This is a genomic window from Streptococcus parasanguinis, assembly GCF_019929185.1.
GTDB lineage: Bacteria > Bacillota > Bacilli > Lactobacillales > Streptococcaceae > Streptococcus > Streptococcus parasanguinis_O.
The window spans coordinates 38,168-54,622 of the sequence record NZ_JAHZPC010000014.1 but is presented as its reverse complement, the minus strand read 5'-3'; the positions used below and the strand labels follow the sequence as shown (position 1 = coordinate 54,622).

The window sequence follows — 16,455 nt, the reverse complement described above, 5'->3', positions numbered from 1 at the left end:
CCTACTCAACTGTGCGGAGGTGGGACGACGAAATCGAATTCTAACGAATTACCGATTTCTGTCCCACTCTCTTTTTTCGGGCCTCTTCTTGGGAAAAATGAAAGGGATTTCTTTTTTCCACTGAAATTCAGAAAAATCGTCTAGAAATCAAAAAAGCGCTTTTCAAGCACCTATTTTTTTTGTATAATAGAGTCAGATAGTTATATATAAAAAAAGAAGTGAACCACATGATTACATTATTTTTATCGCCGAGTTGTACATCATGTCGAAAAGCTCGGGCTTGGTTAAAAAAGCACGATGTTCCATTTAAAGAACACAATATTATGACAAGTCCTTTGAGCAAACAGGAGTTGACAAGTATATTGGCCTTGACCGAAAACGGAACAGACGACATTATTTCAACTCGTTCAAAAATTTTTCAAAAATTGGATGTTGATGTTGAAGATTTATCCATCTCAGCCTTGATCCATCTGATTGAGGAAAATCCAAGTCTCTTGCGGAGACCGATTATTTTAGATAACAAACGCATGCAGATTGGCTTTAACGAAGATGAAATTCGGGCCTTCTTGCCACGGAGTTATCGCAAACAAGAGTTACGCTCTGCCACTCTAAGAGCAGAAATAAACTAAGAAGTATGTCGAATGCAAAAAAATTATAGTTACCCACTGGACTTATCGTGGAGCACTGAAGAGCTTGCTTCAGTGCTTTCTTTTTTCAATAAAGTTGAAGAAGCCTATGAAAGTAAGGTAGAAGCCAAAGAATACATGGAAGCCTACCGCGCTTTTAAGAAGGTCGTGCCTAGTATCGGAGAAGAAAAGCGTCTTGGACGGGAGTTCGAAGAAGTGAGCGGTTATTCTCTCTATCGTGCGACCCAGGCTGCAAAGCAAAAAGAGGAAGGATGGTTTTCTCTTGAAGAATAAATTAGAGTTTGCCAAACAAATCGTTTTAGAGGCTGGAGACTACTTGCGTCTTCATCTCCATGATGACTTGATGATCTCAAAAAAGACTGGGCCGACAGATTTAGTCACCCAGATGGACCAACAGGTTCAAAAGGATTTGGTTGAAAAAATCACACATCGCTACCCAGATGATCGGATTTTTGCGGAGGAAGATGGCCTTCGCTCCCCAATTTCAGAAGGATCCGTTTGGGTGATTGATCCTATTGATGGGACCAATAATTTTGTGACCCAAAAGGAAGATTTTGCGGTGATGGTGGCCTATTTTGAAGACGGAATTGGTCAGTTTGGCCTGATCTACGATGTGATGCGGGATAACCTTTTTTATGGGGGTGGAGAATTCCCTGTGTATCGCAATGAGGTTGAACTGACACCCTTTGTGGACCAACCTCTGGAAAACTTTCTGATTGCTTCAAATGTCGGCATGCTTGAGAAAAATGACTGGGGTATGGCCGATCTTGGTATGGATTCTCTTGGCATTCGGGTCTACGGAAGTGCCGGTATTAGTTTTTCAAAAATTCTCTCAGGTGGGATTCTAGCTTATTTTAGCTATATCTGGCCTTGGGATTATGCCGCAGCTGCGATCATGGGGGAACAGTTGGGCTATACCGTTTTAAATCTAAATGGAGATAAACCTAATTACCAGTCAGTGGAACCCATTATGATGGTTCCAAAAGTGAAGTTAACAGAAATTCAAACCTATCTTAAGAAAGGGAGAAGTTAAATGAATTTTCCCAATGGTTTTAAAGAAAAATACCAGCATCTTCTAGGTGAGGATGCTGCTGCTTTTTTTGCGACCTTTGAACAAGAAGCAGTATCGGCCTTTCGGACTAATCCTTTGAAAGAAGCTCAAAAAGCATTTGATGATCCGATTCCCAATACCCCTTGGGGCCATTATGGAAAGGTCTCAGGAAAATCCATCGAGCACGCGACGGGCTTGGTCTATTCGCAAGAACCAGCAGCTCAGATAGTGGCCCAAGTCGCCCAGCCTAAGCCAGGAATGAAGGTCTTAGACTTGGCCGCAGCTCCTGGTGGAAAGACCACCCAGCTCTTGTCTTATTTGGACAATCAGGGACTCTTGGTCTCCAATGAAATCCACAAGGGTCGTTCGAAAATTCTTGTAGAGAATGTAGAACGCTTTGGTGCGCGAAATGTGCTGGTGACCAATGAGTCTGCCGATCGTCTGGCCAAAGTTTTCTCAGGCTTTTTTGATCTGATTGTACTAGACGCCCCGTGTTCAGGTGAGGGGATGTTCCGTAAGCAACCAGATGCCATGGACTATTGGTCCATCGATTATCCTCGAGAGTGTAGTCTTCTTCAAAGAGAAATTCTAGAGGATGCTCTCAAGATGTTGGTTCCAGGTGGTTCCTTGGTTTATTCAACCTGTACCTGGGCTCCAGAGGAAAATGAAGAGGTCGTATCCTGGCTTTTGGAAAACTATGATCTGGAGCTGGAAACGATCGAGAAGATCAATGGTATGGCAGAAGGCATTGACCATCCAGAAACGGCGCGCATGTATCCTCATCTCTTTAAAGGGGAGGGACAATTTGTTGCTAAGTTCCGTTATCTAGGAGAGAATCGGCCTGCTAAAATCCCTTCCAAAAAGGACCAATTATCTGCTGAACAAAAAAAATTGTGGCAGGAATTTGCTAAGAAACACTTGAAGATCACTCTAGAAGGTGTCCTCGAAACCTTTGGGGACGAACTCTACTTGGTACCACTTGGTTTACCAGATTTGCGCAAAGTAAAAATCGCTCGAAATGGTTTGCATCTAGGGACCTTTAAGAAAAATCGATTTGAACCTAGTTTTGCCCTTGGTCTAGCATTGAGACCGAGTGAAGTCAAAGAGACCGTTTCGATCACGCCTGAGGACTTTGTTCATTATGTGGCGGGAGAGACGGTCCAATTGAAGGAAACGCATCCAAATGGATGGTACCAGGTCCTGGTTGAAGGCAATGGTTTGGGCTTTGCCAAAGTGACCGGACAGACCCTGAAAAATTTCTATCCAAAGGGGCTTCGTTTTAGGTAAAATGCTGGGCAAAGAACTCGTTCTATGATATAGTGGAAGTACAGGTTTTTTTGAAAAAAACTTGTCAAAATCATAAGTGAAATAGTGAAATATCAAGGAGACATGATTTGAAAAAGTCTAAAAAGCTGATCCTAGGACTAGCAACGATCGTATTAGCAGGAAGTTTATCTGCTTGTGCTTCTTGGATCAATCGCGGAGAATCCATCACTGCTGTCGGATCGACTGCCTTACAACCCTTGGTTGAAGGAGTAGTAGATCGCTACATTGAAGAACATCCTGGTAAGATTGTGAATGTACAAGGAGGAGGTTCTGGTACAGGACTTTCACAAGTTCAATCAGGCGCTGTGGACATCGGAAATAGTGACCTCTTTGCAGAGGAAAAATCTGGGATCGATGCCTCTAGTCTGGTCGACCATCAGGTAGCCGTAGCAGGAACAGCCATCATTGCCAATAAAAATATCTCAATCGACAATTTGACAACGGAGCAATTGCGAAAGATCTTTACAGGTGAATATACCAACTGGAAGCAGTTAGGTGGTCCAGATCTTGAGATCACGATTGTGAACCGTGCCGTAGGTTCTGGTAGCCGTGCTGTCTTTGATGCCATTATCATGGATGGCAAACAACCCAAGCAGGCCCAAGAGCAAGACTCTAATGGAATGGTGAAAAATATCGTTTCTCAAACGCCAGGAGCCATCTCTTATCTAGCCTTTACCTACTTGGATAGCAGTGTCAAAACTATGAAGCTCAATGGTTATCAACCAACCAAAGCCAATGTCGTCAACAATAACTGGCCCATCTGGTCTTACGAACATATGTATACCAAGGGAAAACCCAATGAGTTGTCTAAAAAATTCATTGACTACATGATGACCGATGAGATCCAGCAAAAGGTTGTTGGTAAGATGGGCTATATCCCAATCAATGATATGAAAGTCACCCGTGATTTAAAAGGGAATGTGACAAAAAAATAAAAGAATTAGGTAAAAAATGAACGAAGTAGCAAAAAAAATGCTGACGAAATCAAAAAACTCCCGCCTAGAAAAATTTGGGAAAACCATTACTTTTTTATGTATGAGTTTGATTGTTGTCGTCGTTGCCATGATTTTGATTTTCGTGGCCCAAAAAGGTTTATCGACTTTCTTTGTCAATAAAGTCAATATCTTTAGTTTTCTATTTGGGAGTACTTGGAATCCTGCTGCAAAGGAATTCGGAGCCCTACCAATGATTCTAGGTTCCTTTATTGTAACCTTGCTTTCTGCCCTCTTGGCAACGCCGTTTGCCATTGGTGCAGCAGTTTTCATGACAGAAGTCTCTCCTAAAGGAGCTCGTTTCTTGCAACCAGCCATTGAGCTCTTAGTGGGGATTCCTTCAGTTGTTTACGGATTCATTGGCCTTCAAGTGGTCGTCCCATTTACGCGTAGTCTCTTTGGTGGGACTGGTTTTGGGATTCTCTCAGGGGTCTTTGTCCTCTTTGTTATGATTCTGCCAACTGTCACCTTTATGACGACCGATAGCCTCCGAGCTGTGCCCCGTCATTACCGGGAAGCTAGTATGGCCATGGGTGCGACCCGCTGGCAAACCATTTGGCATGTCACGCTCAAGGCAGCCCGCTCAGGAATTTTTACAGCGGTTGTCTTTGGAATGGCGCGTGCCTTCGGGGAAGCCTTGGCTATCCAGATGGTGGTCGGAAACTCGGCAGTGGTACCAACCTCGCTCACAACACCAGCTTCCACCCTCACCTCTATTTTGACCATGGGAATCGGAAATACCGTCATGGGTACGGTCAATAACAATGTTCTTTGGTCACTTGCCTTGGTATTGCTCCTCATGAGTCTTGCCTTTAACAGTGTGATTAAACTGATTACGAAAGAAAGAGGTAAGAAGAACTATGCACGCTAAACGAATGGATAAAATTGCAACAGGAGTGCTGTATGCTATTTCAGGGATCATCGTTGCGATTCTTGCCTCATTGATCCTTTATATCTTGGTCCGTGGCTTGCCCCATGTATCTTGGCACTTCTTGACTGGGAAATCTTCTTCTTATCAAGCAGGAGGAGGGATCGGAATTCAATTGTATAATTCCTTCTTCCTCTTGGTCATTACCTTGGTGATTTCCTTCCCACTTTCTCTTGGAGCTGGGATTTACCTCTCTGAGTACGCTAAAAAAGGTCGCTTGACCAATTTGGTTCGTACCTGTATTGAGATCTTGTCTTCTTTGCCATCTGTCGTTGTAGGTCTCTTTGGTTACCTGGTCTTTGTTGTCCAGTTTAAATATGGATTTTCGATCATTTCAGGGGCCTTGGCCTTGACCGTCTTTAACCTGCCACAGATGACTCGCAATATCGAAGATAGCTTGCAGCACGTCCACCATACACAGCGCGAAGCAGGTCTAGCATTGGGCTTGTCTCGCTGGGAAACTGTGATTCATGTCGTGGTACCAGAAGCTCTTCCAAGTATTATCACTGGGGTCGTTTTAGCCTCAGGACGGATCTTTGGGGAAGCTGCTGCCTTGATCTATACAGCAGGTCAATCGGCTCCAGCCCTTGATTGGTCAAACTGGAATATCTTTAGTGTGACCAGTCCAATTTCGATCTTCCGTCAGGCTGAAACCTTGGCTGTCCATATCTGGAAGGTCAACAGTGAAGGAACTATCCCAGACTCGATCGAAGTCTCAGCCGGTTCTGCCGCAGTTCTTTTGATCTTTATCTTGATCTTTAACTTTGGAGCACGTAAACTCGGAAGTTACCTCCATAAAAAACTAACATCTGCTTAAAGGAGAAGAAATGTCAAAATACAATTGGGATGAGAGACACATCATTACTTTTCCTGAAGAAAAGGTGGTCCTATCGACCAAAGATTTGCATGTCTATTATGGAACGAACGAGTCCATTAAAGGCGTCGACATGCAGTTTGAAAAGAATAAGATTACAGCCTTGATCGGTCCTTCAGGATCTGGGAAATCAACCTACCTCCGTAGTTTGAACCGGATGAATGATACCATCGATATTGCGCGTGTAACGGGGGAAATTTGGTATGAAGGAATCGATGTTAATCGTCCAGATATCAATGTTTATGAAATGCGCAAGCACATTGGGATGGTTTTCCAACGGCCCAATCCTTTTGCCAAATCGATTTATAAAAACATCACCTTCCCGCATGAACGCGCTGGGGTGAAAGACAAGAAGATTTTGGACGAATTGGTCGAAACTTCTTTGAAACAGGCAGCCCTATGGGATCAGGTCAAGGATGACCTTCATAAATCAGCCCTGACCCTTTCAGGTGGTCAACAGCAACGGCTCTGTATCGCGCGGGCTATCTCTGTGAAGCCAGATATCTTACTCATGGATGAGCCTGCTTCAGCGCTTGATCCGATCGCGACAGCTCAATTAGAAGAAACCATGCTTGAGTTGAAGAAGGATTATACCATTGTCATCGTGACCCACAGCATGCAACAAGCAGCCCGTGCTAGTGATTATACCGGTTTCTTCTACCTTGGAAACCTCATCGAGTACGATAAGACTTCGAATATTTTCCAAAATGCGAAATTGCAATCGACCAACGATTATGTATCTGGTCACTTTGGATAAAGTAAAATGACAACAAAAAGGAAAATAGAATGACAGAACCAATTTTGCAAGTCAAGGACTTGTCGGTTTATTACAATAAAAAGAAGGCTCTAAATAGCGTCTCCTTGGACTTTGCTCCAAAGGAGATTACAGACTTGATTGGTCCTTCAGGATCAGGAAAATCTACCCTTTTAAAAGCTATTAACCGTATGGGCGACCTCAACCATGAGGTCACTACCACAGGAACCATCCTCTACAATGGACATAATATCTACGGACCACGGACCGATACGGTCGAATTGCGTAAGGAAATCGGAATGGTCTTCCAACAGCCCAATCCTTTCCCAATGTCCATTTATGATAATGTGACCTACGGATTGATGATTAATGGTGTCAAGGACAAGGCTGTCTTGGATGAAGCAGTTGAAACCTCTTTGAAACGCGCTTCCATCTGGGATGAAGTCAAGGATCGCCTGCATGATTCGGCTATCGGACTTTCCGGTGGTCAACAGCAGCGGGTTTGTGTGGCGCGGGTTCTTGCGACCAGTCCAAAGATTATTCTTTTGGATGAGCCAACTTCAGCGCTAGACCCGATTTCAGCTGGGAAGATTGAAGAAACCTTATATGGACTAAAAGACCGCTACACCATGCTCTTGGTGACACGCTCCATGCAGCAAGCGAGTCGGATTTCTGATAAAACAGCCTTTTTCTTGGATGGCGATTTGATTGAGTACAATGACACCAATGAAATGTTCTTGAACCCAGCTAAGAAGGAAACAGAAGACTATGTCTCTGGTAAATTTGGATAGGAAGAAAATAAAATGTTACGAGTTCAATTTGAAGAAGATTTAGAGAAGTTGCATAACCAGTTTTATGCAATGGGAAATGAAGTGTTGAGTCAGATCAACCGTACGGTCCGCGCTTTCGTTACCCATGACCGTGAATTGGCCCGCCAAGTTATCGAAGATGATGCGGAGATCAACGACTACGAAGTGAAGTTAGAGCGCAAATCCTTTGAGATTATTGCCCTTCAACAGCCCGTTTCACAAGACCTTCGTGTCGTGATGACTGTCTTAAAAGCGGTCTCTGACTTAGAGCGGATGGGGGACCACGCAGTATCAATTGCCAAGGCAACCATTCGCATGAAAGGGGAAGTCCGTATTCAATCTGTTGAGGAAGAGATCAGCAAGATGGGCCGTGAAGTCAAAGATTTTGTCGAAGCGACACTTGATGTTTACCTCAAAGGCGATGTGGATTTGGCCTATGAAGTTGCGACACGAGACGAAGTCATCAACCATTACTTCGATAGCATCCAAGAATTAGCAACAGAAGAAATTCGGAAAAATCCAGAGTCCATCGTGACTGGACGGGATTATTTCCAAGTGATCAACTTCTTGGAACGCATCGGAGATTATGCAAAAAACATCTGTGAGTGGGTGGTTTACTTTGAAACAGGTAAAATTATCGAAATGTAAGACCATGAAGTCTTTTCGATCTCAGACAGGCATTGTCATGCTTGTCTTTTCTTTTATCCCAACTTTGTGATAAAATAGTTTTATTAGGGCTTTTGATTGGAAAAGCGTGAAACATTTAAAGGAGGAAATTATGCAAGCAGTTGCACATTTTATTGATACATTTGTACCTGAGCACTACGATCTATTCTTAGATTTGAACCGCTCTAGTAAAACTTTCTCAGGGAAAGTGACCATTAGCGGAGAGGCAAAAGAGACTCGCATCTCGCTTCACCAAAAGGATTTGACCATCGAAACAGTAGAAGTAGCAGGTCAAGCCCGTCCATTTACGGTTGATGATGACAATGAAGCAGTCTATGTTGAATTGGAAGGAACAGGTCAAGTGACAGTTACTCTGACCTATTCTGGTAAGATCACAGACAATATGACAGGGATTTACCCATCTTACTACAGCATTGATGGCGTGAAGAAGGAAGTCCTCTCTACCCAGTTTGAGAGCCATTTTGCGCGTGAAGCTTTTCCAAGTGTGGACGAGCCTGAAGCCAAAGCAACTTTCGATCTTTCTTTGAAATTTGACCAAGAAGAAGGTGAAATCGCCCTTTCAAATATGCCTGAAATCGATGTGGAAAACCGCAAAGAAACAGGAATTTGGAAGTTTGATACGACTCCACGGATGTCTTCTTACCTCCTTGCCTTTGCTGCTGGAGATCTTCAAGGAGTGACAGCTAAGACCAAGAATGGAACCCTAGTCGGTGTCTACTCTACCAAAGCTCACCCATTAGAAAACTTGGACTTCTCATTGGATATTGCCGTTCGTGCTATTGAATTTTATGAAGACTACTATGGTGTGAAGTATCCAATCCCTCAATCCCTTCATATCGCCCTTCCAGACTTCTCTTCAGGAGCGATGGAAAACTGGGGCTTGGTAACCTACCGTGAAGTCTACCTTCTAGTAGATGAAAACTCTACGGCCCAAAGCCGTCAAACAGTAGCCTTGGTGGTGGCTCACGAATTGGCTCACCAATGGTTCGGAAACCTCGTGACCATGAAATGGTGGGATGATCTCTGGTTGAATGAAAGCTTTGCCAATATGATGGAATATGTCAGCTTGGATGCCATTGAACCAAGCTGGAATATCTTTGAAGACTTCCAAACAACTGGAGTGCCTGCTGCTTTGAAACGCGATGCTACAGATGGCGTTCAATCCGTCCATGTGGAAGTCAAACACCCAGACGAGATCAACACTCTTTTTGACCCAGCAATCGTTTACGCTAAGGGTAGCCGTCTTATGCACATGCTTCGTCGATGGTTAGGCGATGACGCCTTCCGCAAAGGGTTGAAGATCTACTTTGAAAAACACCAATACGGCAATACTATCGGTCGTGACCTTTGGGATGCTCTTGGGCAAGCTTCAGGTCGTGATGTCGCAGCCTTTATGGATTCTTGGTTGGAGCAACCAGGATACCCTGTTGTTTCAGCTTCTGTGGAAAACGATACCTTGATCATCCGTCAAGAGCAGTTCTTCATCGGAGATAGAGAAGAAAAAGGACGCAAGTGGGTTGTTCCGTTAAATAGCAACTGGACGGGTATTCCAGATACCTTGGAAACTGAAGTCTTAGAAATTCCAAACTACAGTGCCTTGAAAGCAGCTAACAGCGGAGCTCTTCGCTTCAATACAGAAAATACAGCTCACTATATCAGTGACTACCGTGGGGAATTGTTGGAAGACATCCTTGCTGACCTTGCTAGCTTGGATAGCACTTCAAAATTACAAGTGGTTCAAGAACGTCGTCTTTTAGCTGAAAGTGGTCAAATTTCTTATGCAAGCCTCTTGCCAGTGATTGAACACTTGACAGAAGAAAGTTCCTACTTGGTTGTTTCAGCTGTTTCGAGCGTCTTAGCTGGAATCAGTCTCTTTGTGGATGAAGGAACTGAAACAGAAGCTGCCTTCCATGAGTTGTTGAAACGCTTGAACCGTTACAACTTTGAACGCTTGGGTCTAGAAGCTAAGCCTGGTGAAACAGAAGAAGACGAAAAAGTTCGTCAGCTAATGATTGCTAATATGATCAAGGCCAATGATGAAGCTGCAAAAGCTCAAGCGAGCACTATCTTTGAAGCACATGCAGATGATTTGGAAAAACTTCCAGCTGCCATCCGCCTGCAAATCTTGGTCAACCAAATCAAGCACCAGGAAACCAAGGAGCTTAGCCAACAATACCTGGATACTTATGTTAAGACAGTAGATGGGAACTTTAAACGCCAGTTGGCGGCTGCACTTTCTTATACCAAGGATGAGGAAACTTTGGAAGCTCTATTGAAGGAGTGGAAGAACAAGGATGTGGTGAAACCTCAGGACTTGGCTATGAGTTGGTACTACAACTTCTTACACGATGACTTTACCCAAGGAAGAACTTGGACTTGGGCGCGTGAAAACTGGGATTGGGTCAAGAAAGCCCTCGGTGGTGATATGAGCTTTGATAAGTTTGTTATCTACCCAGCTAACTGTTTCAAGACCCGTGAACGGTTGAATGAATACAAGGCCTTCTTTGAACCTCAATTGGATGATATGGCGATTAGCCGCAATATCAAGATGGGAATCAAGGAAATCGCCGCTCGTATCGATCTGATCGACCGTGAGAAAGCAGCTGTTGAAGCAGCGCTTCTAGCTACAAAATAAAGAAAAAAGCTCCTAGAGAAGGCTCTGCAGATCTGCAAACTTCTCTAAGAGTCTTTTTATTTTTCTTTTTTGAAATAAGGAAGATGCTGAAGATTTCGATAAAGGATGACCGCGAAAATAGTTTATCAATATCCTAATGGAGTGGGAAAAAAGTCCGCAAAATAAAAAAGGTTGAAAAAAGCTTCCCCACACCTTTTCAATTTTTCCACCTGCGTATAGTTCCAACAGTCTGGGAGAGTGTTGGAGGATGCAGATCAAGGAAATATTGTTCTCCTTATCATTGGAGCTAAATAAGCGAACAAAGACTTGGGGAACTTGCTTCACAAGTTCTATCCTCCACCTCAAAGTAGCGGTTTAAGCAATCAACCACTGCGTCTCACTGTTACTTCTATCAAACATCAAAGTCTGGACAGATTTTGCCTAGCCTCTTTTTTATAAATTACCTGAATAAGGCCTTGAAGGAGAAGGATCATTAGTTTATTGGACTTGGTAAGAGAATCTCCGTTCGATAGCGGCCATTTTCTTTGAATCGCTTGATAGTTCCTTGGTATTCTTGTACTAGAGCATCAACGTTTCGTAAGCCCCAACCATCTCTTTGACGTGTTTTACGAGTCTCTTGTTCTTGTTCATTAAAGGTATTGTTGATCGAAATAAATAGGTTTTGTTGAAAATAACGTATATTTAGAGCCAATGTTCTCTCCGATTTATCAGTTAATCGAAGACAGGCTGAAATACTATTATCTAAACAATTTCCTAAAATAACAGCTAGAATATCAGGCTGAATAGATAATTCTTGAGGGACAAAGCAGTCAATTTCCAATTCAATTTCATCTTCCACATCGTGCAGTTTTTGATTCAGTAAAAAATTAATTGTTGGATTTTTGGAGTAAAAGGTTTGTTTTCCTGAAATACTATCGGTTAACGAGTGAAGATACTCTCTAGCCTCATCTGGATTTTCTTCTAGAAGTGCCAACAGAGTTAAATGTTTATTTTTTAAGTCATGCCGAAGACTTTGCAATCGTTGGTATTCCTCTTGAGACTGTTGTGTTTCTCTTAATTGGAATTGAAGCTGTTCTTTATCTAATTTATTTTGATAATAAGCGTGCTGTTGTTGAGAAAGATGTAGGGTAAAATAAAGCGAGGAAAACGACAATACAATAAGAGACAAGAGTGAAATGACAGAAAGATAATCTGGTCCAAATACTTGCCCTTGAATAGCTGATACAGTAAAGGCAAAAATAATCGATAAAATCGGCACGATAAATAGATACAGCCAATTTCTTTTAGATGTTGCCATGCCTAACTTTTGATGTGTTCGAAATAACTGTCGAAGAACAAGTGTTATGACGGTTGAAAAAAGAAAACTAATGGCAAGGTAACCACTAATCAGTCCTAAATTTTTCGATACTTTTGACAGTGGAAGAAAAAGTTGGATAGTTTGATTGAGGACAGCTCCTGCTAATAATGTCAGGCTTGTCTGTATGAATATCCAAAAGGAAGAATCACGAAAGGAGTAGCCAAAATAGAGTCCTACAAGAGAGGATTCTACAATACTAAGGAGGAGATTGCTCACTAAAAAAACGCGACTTTCTAAAAAAATAAACACAAGAGCCACATGAAAAAGAAAGCAACAACAAAGGACTAAAAGTGTCTCTTTTGATTGTTTACTTTTGGATATTGGCCTAAAAAATAAAACACTTGCCAGAAATAAGTCGAACAAGATACTAATGATCCGCAATCCTATTAGCATTAGAAATTCCTTTCACTTAGGTAGTTATAGTATTTTTCTTTAAAAGAAGACTGGAACTTACGACTAATTGGAAGTGAATGCTCCTCGGTTCCATTTAGCAAAATAGTCACTGTTTTCGTATCAAAATCTTTGATATATTTAGGATTTACAATATAAGAAGCATGTATTTGAATAAAATAATCAGGTAGTTTATCTAGAATGTCTTGGGTTTTCAGTAAGGACTTATAGGTATCTGCTAGTGTGTAAATAAAAACGGAACGCTTATCTTTCTCAAAATAGGTAATGTCACTTAAAGGAATAGAGTAACTTTGTTTTCCAAATGAGAAGTTAAAGATGGTTTGTCCTAAATCTAAATAACGTAAAATTCTATCTACTACCTTATTTAGCCTTTGAGGTTCAATTGGTTTTACTAAGTAATCAAAAGTCTGTACTTCAAAAACTTGTTCCATATAATCACGATAGCTAGTCACAAAAATAATGGGGATAAAAGGATTGAACTGCCGAATTTCACGAGCAAGGTCAATTCCAGTAATTTTTGGCATATCAATATCCAAAAAAACACAATGAGTATCCCTTGTTAATTGTTCTAGCATTTTTTGTGGATTGGTATATAGTTTTGTTTCTACAGGAACCTTGTCGTAAGAAAGTAAATACTGTTCTAACTGACTAGCATCTCTAGTTGAGTCATCACAAATAACGACGTTTAACATAAGTCCCCCTTATCAAATTGAGTTGGCTAATTATGACACTAAAATGGTAAATCATGACGTAAACCTTGGAAAGTCATATGTTTATTATACAATAATCTTATCAAAAATGAAGGAAGCTGGGAAAATCTTCTCAGTCTTGAGTGATGAGATGAAGACATTTGCGACACTGACTATTAGAGATTTGACAAAATCATTCGATAAGCAACATTTTGCTAATAATCATATTTCCTTAGAAATAGAAGCTGCTAAAATTACAGCTTTTTTAGGACACAATGGCGCTGGTAAGTCCACCCTCTTAAATCAAATGATTGGTTTTACCAAACCTGATCAAGGAGACGTTTGCTATGGAGATATTTCTTTTGTTCAAAATCGTAAACGAGCTCGCTCAATGATGAGCTATATGTCTCAACAGTATGCGCCACTTGAGAAATTGACGGTGGAACAAAACATAGAAATGCTTGGAAGAATGAGAGGGTTAAACACCTTGGATTTGCAAAAAGAAATGGATCAGCTCTTAACCGAGTTGGAAATTAAGGAGTACCGGGCAAAACAAGGAAAGGACCTTTCAGGTGGTTTAAAGCGTCTGACCTCTTTTGCAATGGCTTTAATCGGATCTCCGACCATCATTCTTCTTGATGAGCCGACGAACGATGTTGATCCAATACGTCGTGAAAAACAATGGCAATTATTACAGAAGCTAGCGCATAAAGGTCATACCATTATTATCGTGACGCATAATCTCTTAGAAGTTGAAAAATATGCTGACAACTATGCCTTATTTAACCATGGGAAGTTAATCAAATCAGGACCAGTTCAGCAAATAACCTATCAAAAACAGTATCAAATATCTTTTGAGTTTAGGAATAAAGATAGCTTAGCTCTATTTCAAGATTACACCATTATCAATGGTTCGATCTGCCAGATTGAAATAGAAGAGAAGGAGTTAACGAGACTGCTACCAAAAATCACACAGGAATTGGATAGAAAGAATATTTTCAATCTGTCACTTACTCAGAAAAACATATCCATTTCAGATCTTTATAGAGAGGAGTTGACAAACTGATATGACTCAATTTTTTTACTTACTTCGTTGGAACTATCTTCGTCAAAAAGATCTATTTCTACTCTTTACGCTAGCTCAGGTTCTGTTATCTATTTCACTTCTTTTTGGTTATCCACTGGTGATAGGTAAAATTGATACGACAGCTGCCTACTATCTCTCTTCTGGTTCAGTTCTGATAGGAATTATTTCTATTGGCTGTACTATCTCATCACCTGTTATAGCAAATGCGAAGTCAGAAGGACATGTAGACTATGTACGGGCTCTTCCAATACCTCGAATTCTGATTTCCTTAGCAGATCTTTGGATGTGGATGATTGCTATTTTACCTGGAGTGTTCCTTTCTGTTATACTGGGCTATTTTCGTTTTTCTGTCCGCTTAAATGTATCTATTCTGGCTGTTTTCATCCTATTTATAATCTGTCTTACAATGATCAGTCTTGGATTTGCCATTGCGTATACTTTTTCTCCCAATATTGTCACGTTGATGTCTCAGTTAATTCTTATGATCGGTTTGATGTTTTCTCCAATCATGTACCCAGCAAGTCGTCTTCCAGATTGGATAAACGATCTCTACCATGTTCTTCCTTTTGTCCCTTCTGTCAATCTCCTACGAGCTAGTGTCTATGGCCATGACTGCATCTCATTGTTTGACTTCACTATTCTGATTATTTGGATTTTGCTAACACAGCTACTGATCTTGAGAGTTCTTTATAAGGAAAAATAAAGGAAGGAGAGTAGATAGAAGGTTCTTCTACGAAACAGTAATCCATTTAAAAGTAGTTCAATTGAAGAGATATTCCTACAACAAAAAGCAACAACTGTGTTCAGATGTTGCTTATTTTAGTATGTTTGTACCCTTTGTATCTTATTTGAAATACCAGTGGTGTTTGAGGCTGGCAAAAATTGCTTTGCTAGTGATCGTGATGATGATCAGTTTAATGAGGTCGGCAAGGATAAAGGGAGCAACGACCAAAGCAAATGCTTTTTGGATATCGGTATGCGTGACCAGCATAAAGCCGATAGCTCCAGCTACAAAGAGGAGAGCACTACTGAACAAATTTGCAAGGAAAATGGTCAGCACGCTGGATTTAGCATTTGTAAATAGAGACGTGATCCATGCTCGGAATGGGAAGAAGAGGAGGAAACCAGCAGTAGGGCCAAGGAAATGCGAAGCACCGCTAGCACCACCTGCAAATACTGGGAAACCTAAGAAACCAAGAAGTAGGTAGAGGAAGACTGTGACAAAAGCATGACTGGGTTTATAGATGGTCCCGATAATCCCGATCATGAGTGTTTGCAGGGTTAAAGGAATTGGACCAAATGGAAGGGTAAATTGAGATAGGACGGAGATCATAGCTACTCCAATGGAGATGAGCACTAAAGGAAAGATTTTCTTCATAACAGTTAACCTCTATTTTATTTTATGGTAACTATTCTACAATATCGGTTTCATCCTGTCAATAGTCCCAGTCGTTTTAGGTTGTTTTAAGTAAAAATTTAGGCCTGTTTAAGACTTCTAAAGTATAATCGCCTTACTTAAAGGATCGAGCTCCCTTTAAAATTTAAAAGACAAGTACTTGTAAAAAAGATAAAAGGTAAAAAGATGAATCAAAAAGAAACAAAACAAGTAGTCGAAACGCAAGAATCCAAAGAAAAAATGGTTGTCCTCAAACGAAGCCCTAAGTGGTGGATTAGCATGGCAGCAGTTGGTGGATTGTTGGTTGGTGCTGGAAGTGGCTTTGGTGTCGGTGTCATCGCCTCTCAATCCTCCAATAACCAACAATTTTCTCAACCGGTCCAAACGGGTCAGAACCAAGGATCTAATCAGCAACAAAATAGTCAAACTGGCCATCCTTCACAAGAAAACCAGCAAAATGGTGGCCCACAGGATGGCGGTCCTCAAGGCGGTGGTCCTCAAGGTGGTGGTCAAGGACAAGGCGGTCCACAAGGTGGCGGTCCTGGTCAGATGCCACAAGAAGGCAATGGTGGCCCACAAGGGAATGGTCCAGATAATGGCATGAACCAATCTGGAGGACAAGAAGGGAACCAGGGTTCCTCTAAAAAGTCCAATAAGAAGAATTCAAAAAATAAAAATAAGACGAGTGATAGTCAAAGTAAGAAAGAAAACACGACAAACTCATAGGATTAGCCTTCCTCAGGCAGGCTGAATTTGATCATAAAACCAAGTTCTAAACTATAGGAAATGAAGGGAAGTCGTGTTATAATGGT

At 41.5% G+C, this 16,455-nt stretch carries 17 protein-coding genes; 14 read left to right on the top strand and 3 right to left on the bottom strand.

Annotation, left to right across the window (positions count from 1 at the left end; genetic code table 11):
* The first annotated feature begins 227 nt into the window (after positions 1–227).
* The 11 genes from K1I56_RS08400 to K1I56_RS08350 all read left to right on the top strand — a co-directional run bounded on the left by K1I56_RS08400 (position 228) and on the right by K1I56_RS08350 (position 10,703).
* A complete protein-coding gene (locus tag K1I56_RS08400; RefSeq protein WP_009732658.1) occupies positions 228–629 on the top strand; it encodes a Spx/MgsR family RNA polymerase-binding regulatory protein in 402 nt (133 codons plus the stop codon).
* 12 nt (positions 630–641) lie between these two features.
* Entirely contained in the window at positions 642–920 is a 279-nt protein-coding gene (locus K1I56_RS08395) for a UPF0223 family protein (protein WP_003003480.1), read from the top strand.
* Positions 910–1,680: an inositol monophosphatase family protein gene (locus K1I56_RS08390; RefSeq protein ID WP_155199461.1), complete on the top strand. Its 771-nt coding sequence runs from the start codon at positions 910–912 to the stop codon at positions 1,678–1,680. Before K1I56_RS08395 ends, K1I56_RS08390 begins: the two co-directional genes overlap by 11 nt.
* A complete protein-coding gene (locus K1I56_RS08385; protein WP_223325753.1) occupies positions 1,681–2,985 on the top strand; it encodes an RsmF rRNA methyltransferase first C-terminal domain-containing protein in 1,305 nt (434 codons plus the stop codon).
* 107 nt (positions 2,986–3,092) lie between these two features.
* Complete coding sequence (locus tag K1I56_RS08380) at positions 3,093–3,959, top strand: phosphate ABC transporter substrate-binding protein PstS family protein (protein WP_003006593.1); 867 nt, start codon at positions 3,093–3,095, stop codon at positions 3,957–3,959.
* Positions 3,960–3,975: 16 nt separating this feature from the next.
* Positions 3,976–4,887: a phosphate ABC transporter permease subunit PstC gene (gene pstC / locus K1I56_RS08375; RefSeq protein WP_003003307.1), complete on the top strand. Its 912-nt coding sequence runs from the start codon at positions 3,976–3,978 to the stop codon at positions 4,885–4,887.
* Positions 4,877–5,761, top strand: a complete 885-nt coding sequence (gene pstA, locus K1I56_RS08370; RefSeq protein ID WP_003006597.1) for a phosphate ABC transporter permease PstA — start codon at positions 4,877–4,879, stop codon at positions 5,759–5,761. Before pstC ends, pstA begins: the two co-directional genes overlap by 11 nt.
* Before the next feature lie 10 nt (positions 5,762–5,771).
* A complete protein-coding gene (gene pstB / locus K1I56_RS08365) occupies positions 5,772–6,575 on the top strand; it encodes a phosphate ABC transporter ATP-binding protein PstB (protein WP_003006600.1) in 804 nt (267 codons plus the stop codon).
* Positions 6,576–6,604: 29 nt separating this feature from the next.
* Complete coding sequence (gene pstB, locus K1I56_RS08360; protein ID WP_223325752.1) at positions 6,605–7,363, top strand: phosphate ABC transporter ATP-binding protein PstB; 759 nt, start codon at positions 6,605–6,607, stop codon at positions 7,361–7,363.
* 12 nt (positions 7,364–7,375) lie between these two features.
* Positions 7,376–8,029 carry a phosphate signaling complex protein PhoU gene (phoU, locus tag K1I56_RS08355; protein WP_003003266.1) on the top strand — a complete coding sequence of 218 codons (654 nt, stop codon included), beginning with the start codon at positions 7,376–7,378 and terminating at the stop codon, positions 8,027–8,029.
* Positions 8,030–8,159: 130 nt separating this feature from the next.
* Entirely contained in the window at positions 8,160–10,703 is a 2,544-nt protein-coding gene (locus K1I56_RS08350; protein ID WP_223325751.1) for a M1 family metallopeptidase, read from the top strand.
* A 472-nt stretch (positions 10,704–11,175) separates the two neighbouring features.
* On the opposite strand, the gene K1I56_RS08345 is transcribed toward K1I56_RS08350, so the two are convergent.
* Together K1I56_RS08345 and K1I56_RS08340 are read right to left on the bottom strand one after the other, a co-directional pair.
* A complete protein-coding gene (locus K1I56_RS08345; RefSeq protein WP_223325750.1) occupies positions 11,176–12,453 on the bottom strand; it encodes a sensor histidine kinase in 1,278 nt (425 codons plus the stop codon).
* Positions 12,453–13,163 (bottom strand): LytR/AlgR family response regulator transcription factor, encoded by a 711-nt coding sequence (locus tag K1I56_RS08340; RefSeq protein WP_049490908.1) that lies wholly within the window; start codon positions 13,161–13,163, stop codon positions 12,453–12,455. The genes K1I56_RS08345 and K1I56_RS08340 overlap by 1 nt, the downstream gene beginning before the upstream one ends.
* 106 nt (positions 13,164–13,269) lie before the next feature.
* On the opposite strand from K1I56_RS08340, the gene K1I56_RS08335 reads away from it, so the two are divergent.
* Together K1I56_RS08335 and K1I56_RS08330 are read left to right on the top strand one after the other, a co-directional pair.
* Entirely contained in the window at positions 13,270–14,226 is a 957-nt protein-coding gene (locus K1I56_RS08335) for an ABC transporter ATP-binding protein (protein WP_214259819.1), read from the top strand.
* Between the two features lies 1 nt (position 14,227).
* Positions 14,228–14,950 (top strand): ABC transporter permease, encoded by a 723-nt coding sequence (locus K1I56_RS08330; RefSeq protein WP_223325749.1) that lies wholly within the window; start codon positions 14,228–14,230, stop codon positions 14,948–14,950.
* A 141-nt stretch (positions 14,951–15,091) separates the two neighbouring features.
* Here the strand turns inward: K1I56_RS08330 and K1I56_RS08325 are convergent, their stop codons facing one another.
* Positions 15,092–15,625, bottom strand: a complete 534-nt coding sequence (locus K1I56_RS08325; protein ID WP_223325748.1) for a biotin transporter BioY — start codon at positions 15,623–15,625, stop codon at positions 15,092–15,094.
* A gap of 204 nt (positions 15,626–15,829) precedes the next feature.
* On the opposite strand from K1I56_RS08325, the gene K1I56_RS08320 reads away from it, so the two are divergent.
* Positions 15,830–16,369, top strand: coding sequence for a hypothetical protein (locus K1I56_RS08320; protein WP_223325747.1), 540 nt, complete (start codon positions 15,830–15,832; stop codon positions 16,367–16,369).
* The last annotated feature ends 86 nt before the right edge of the window (positions 16,370–16,455 follow it).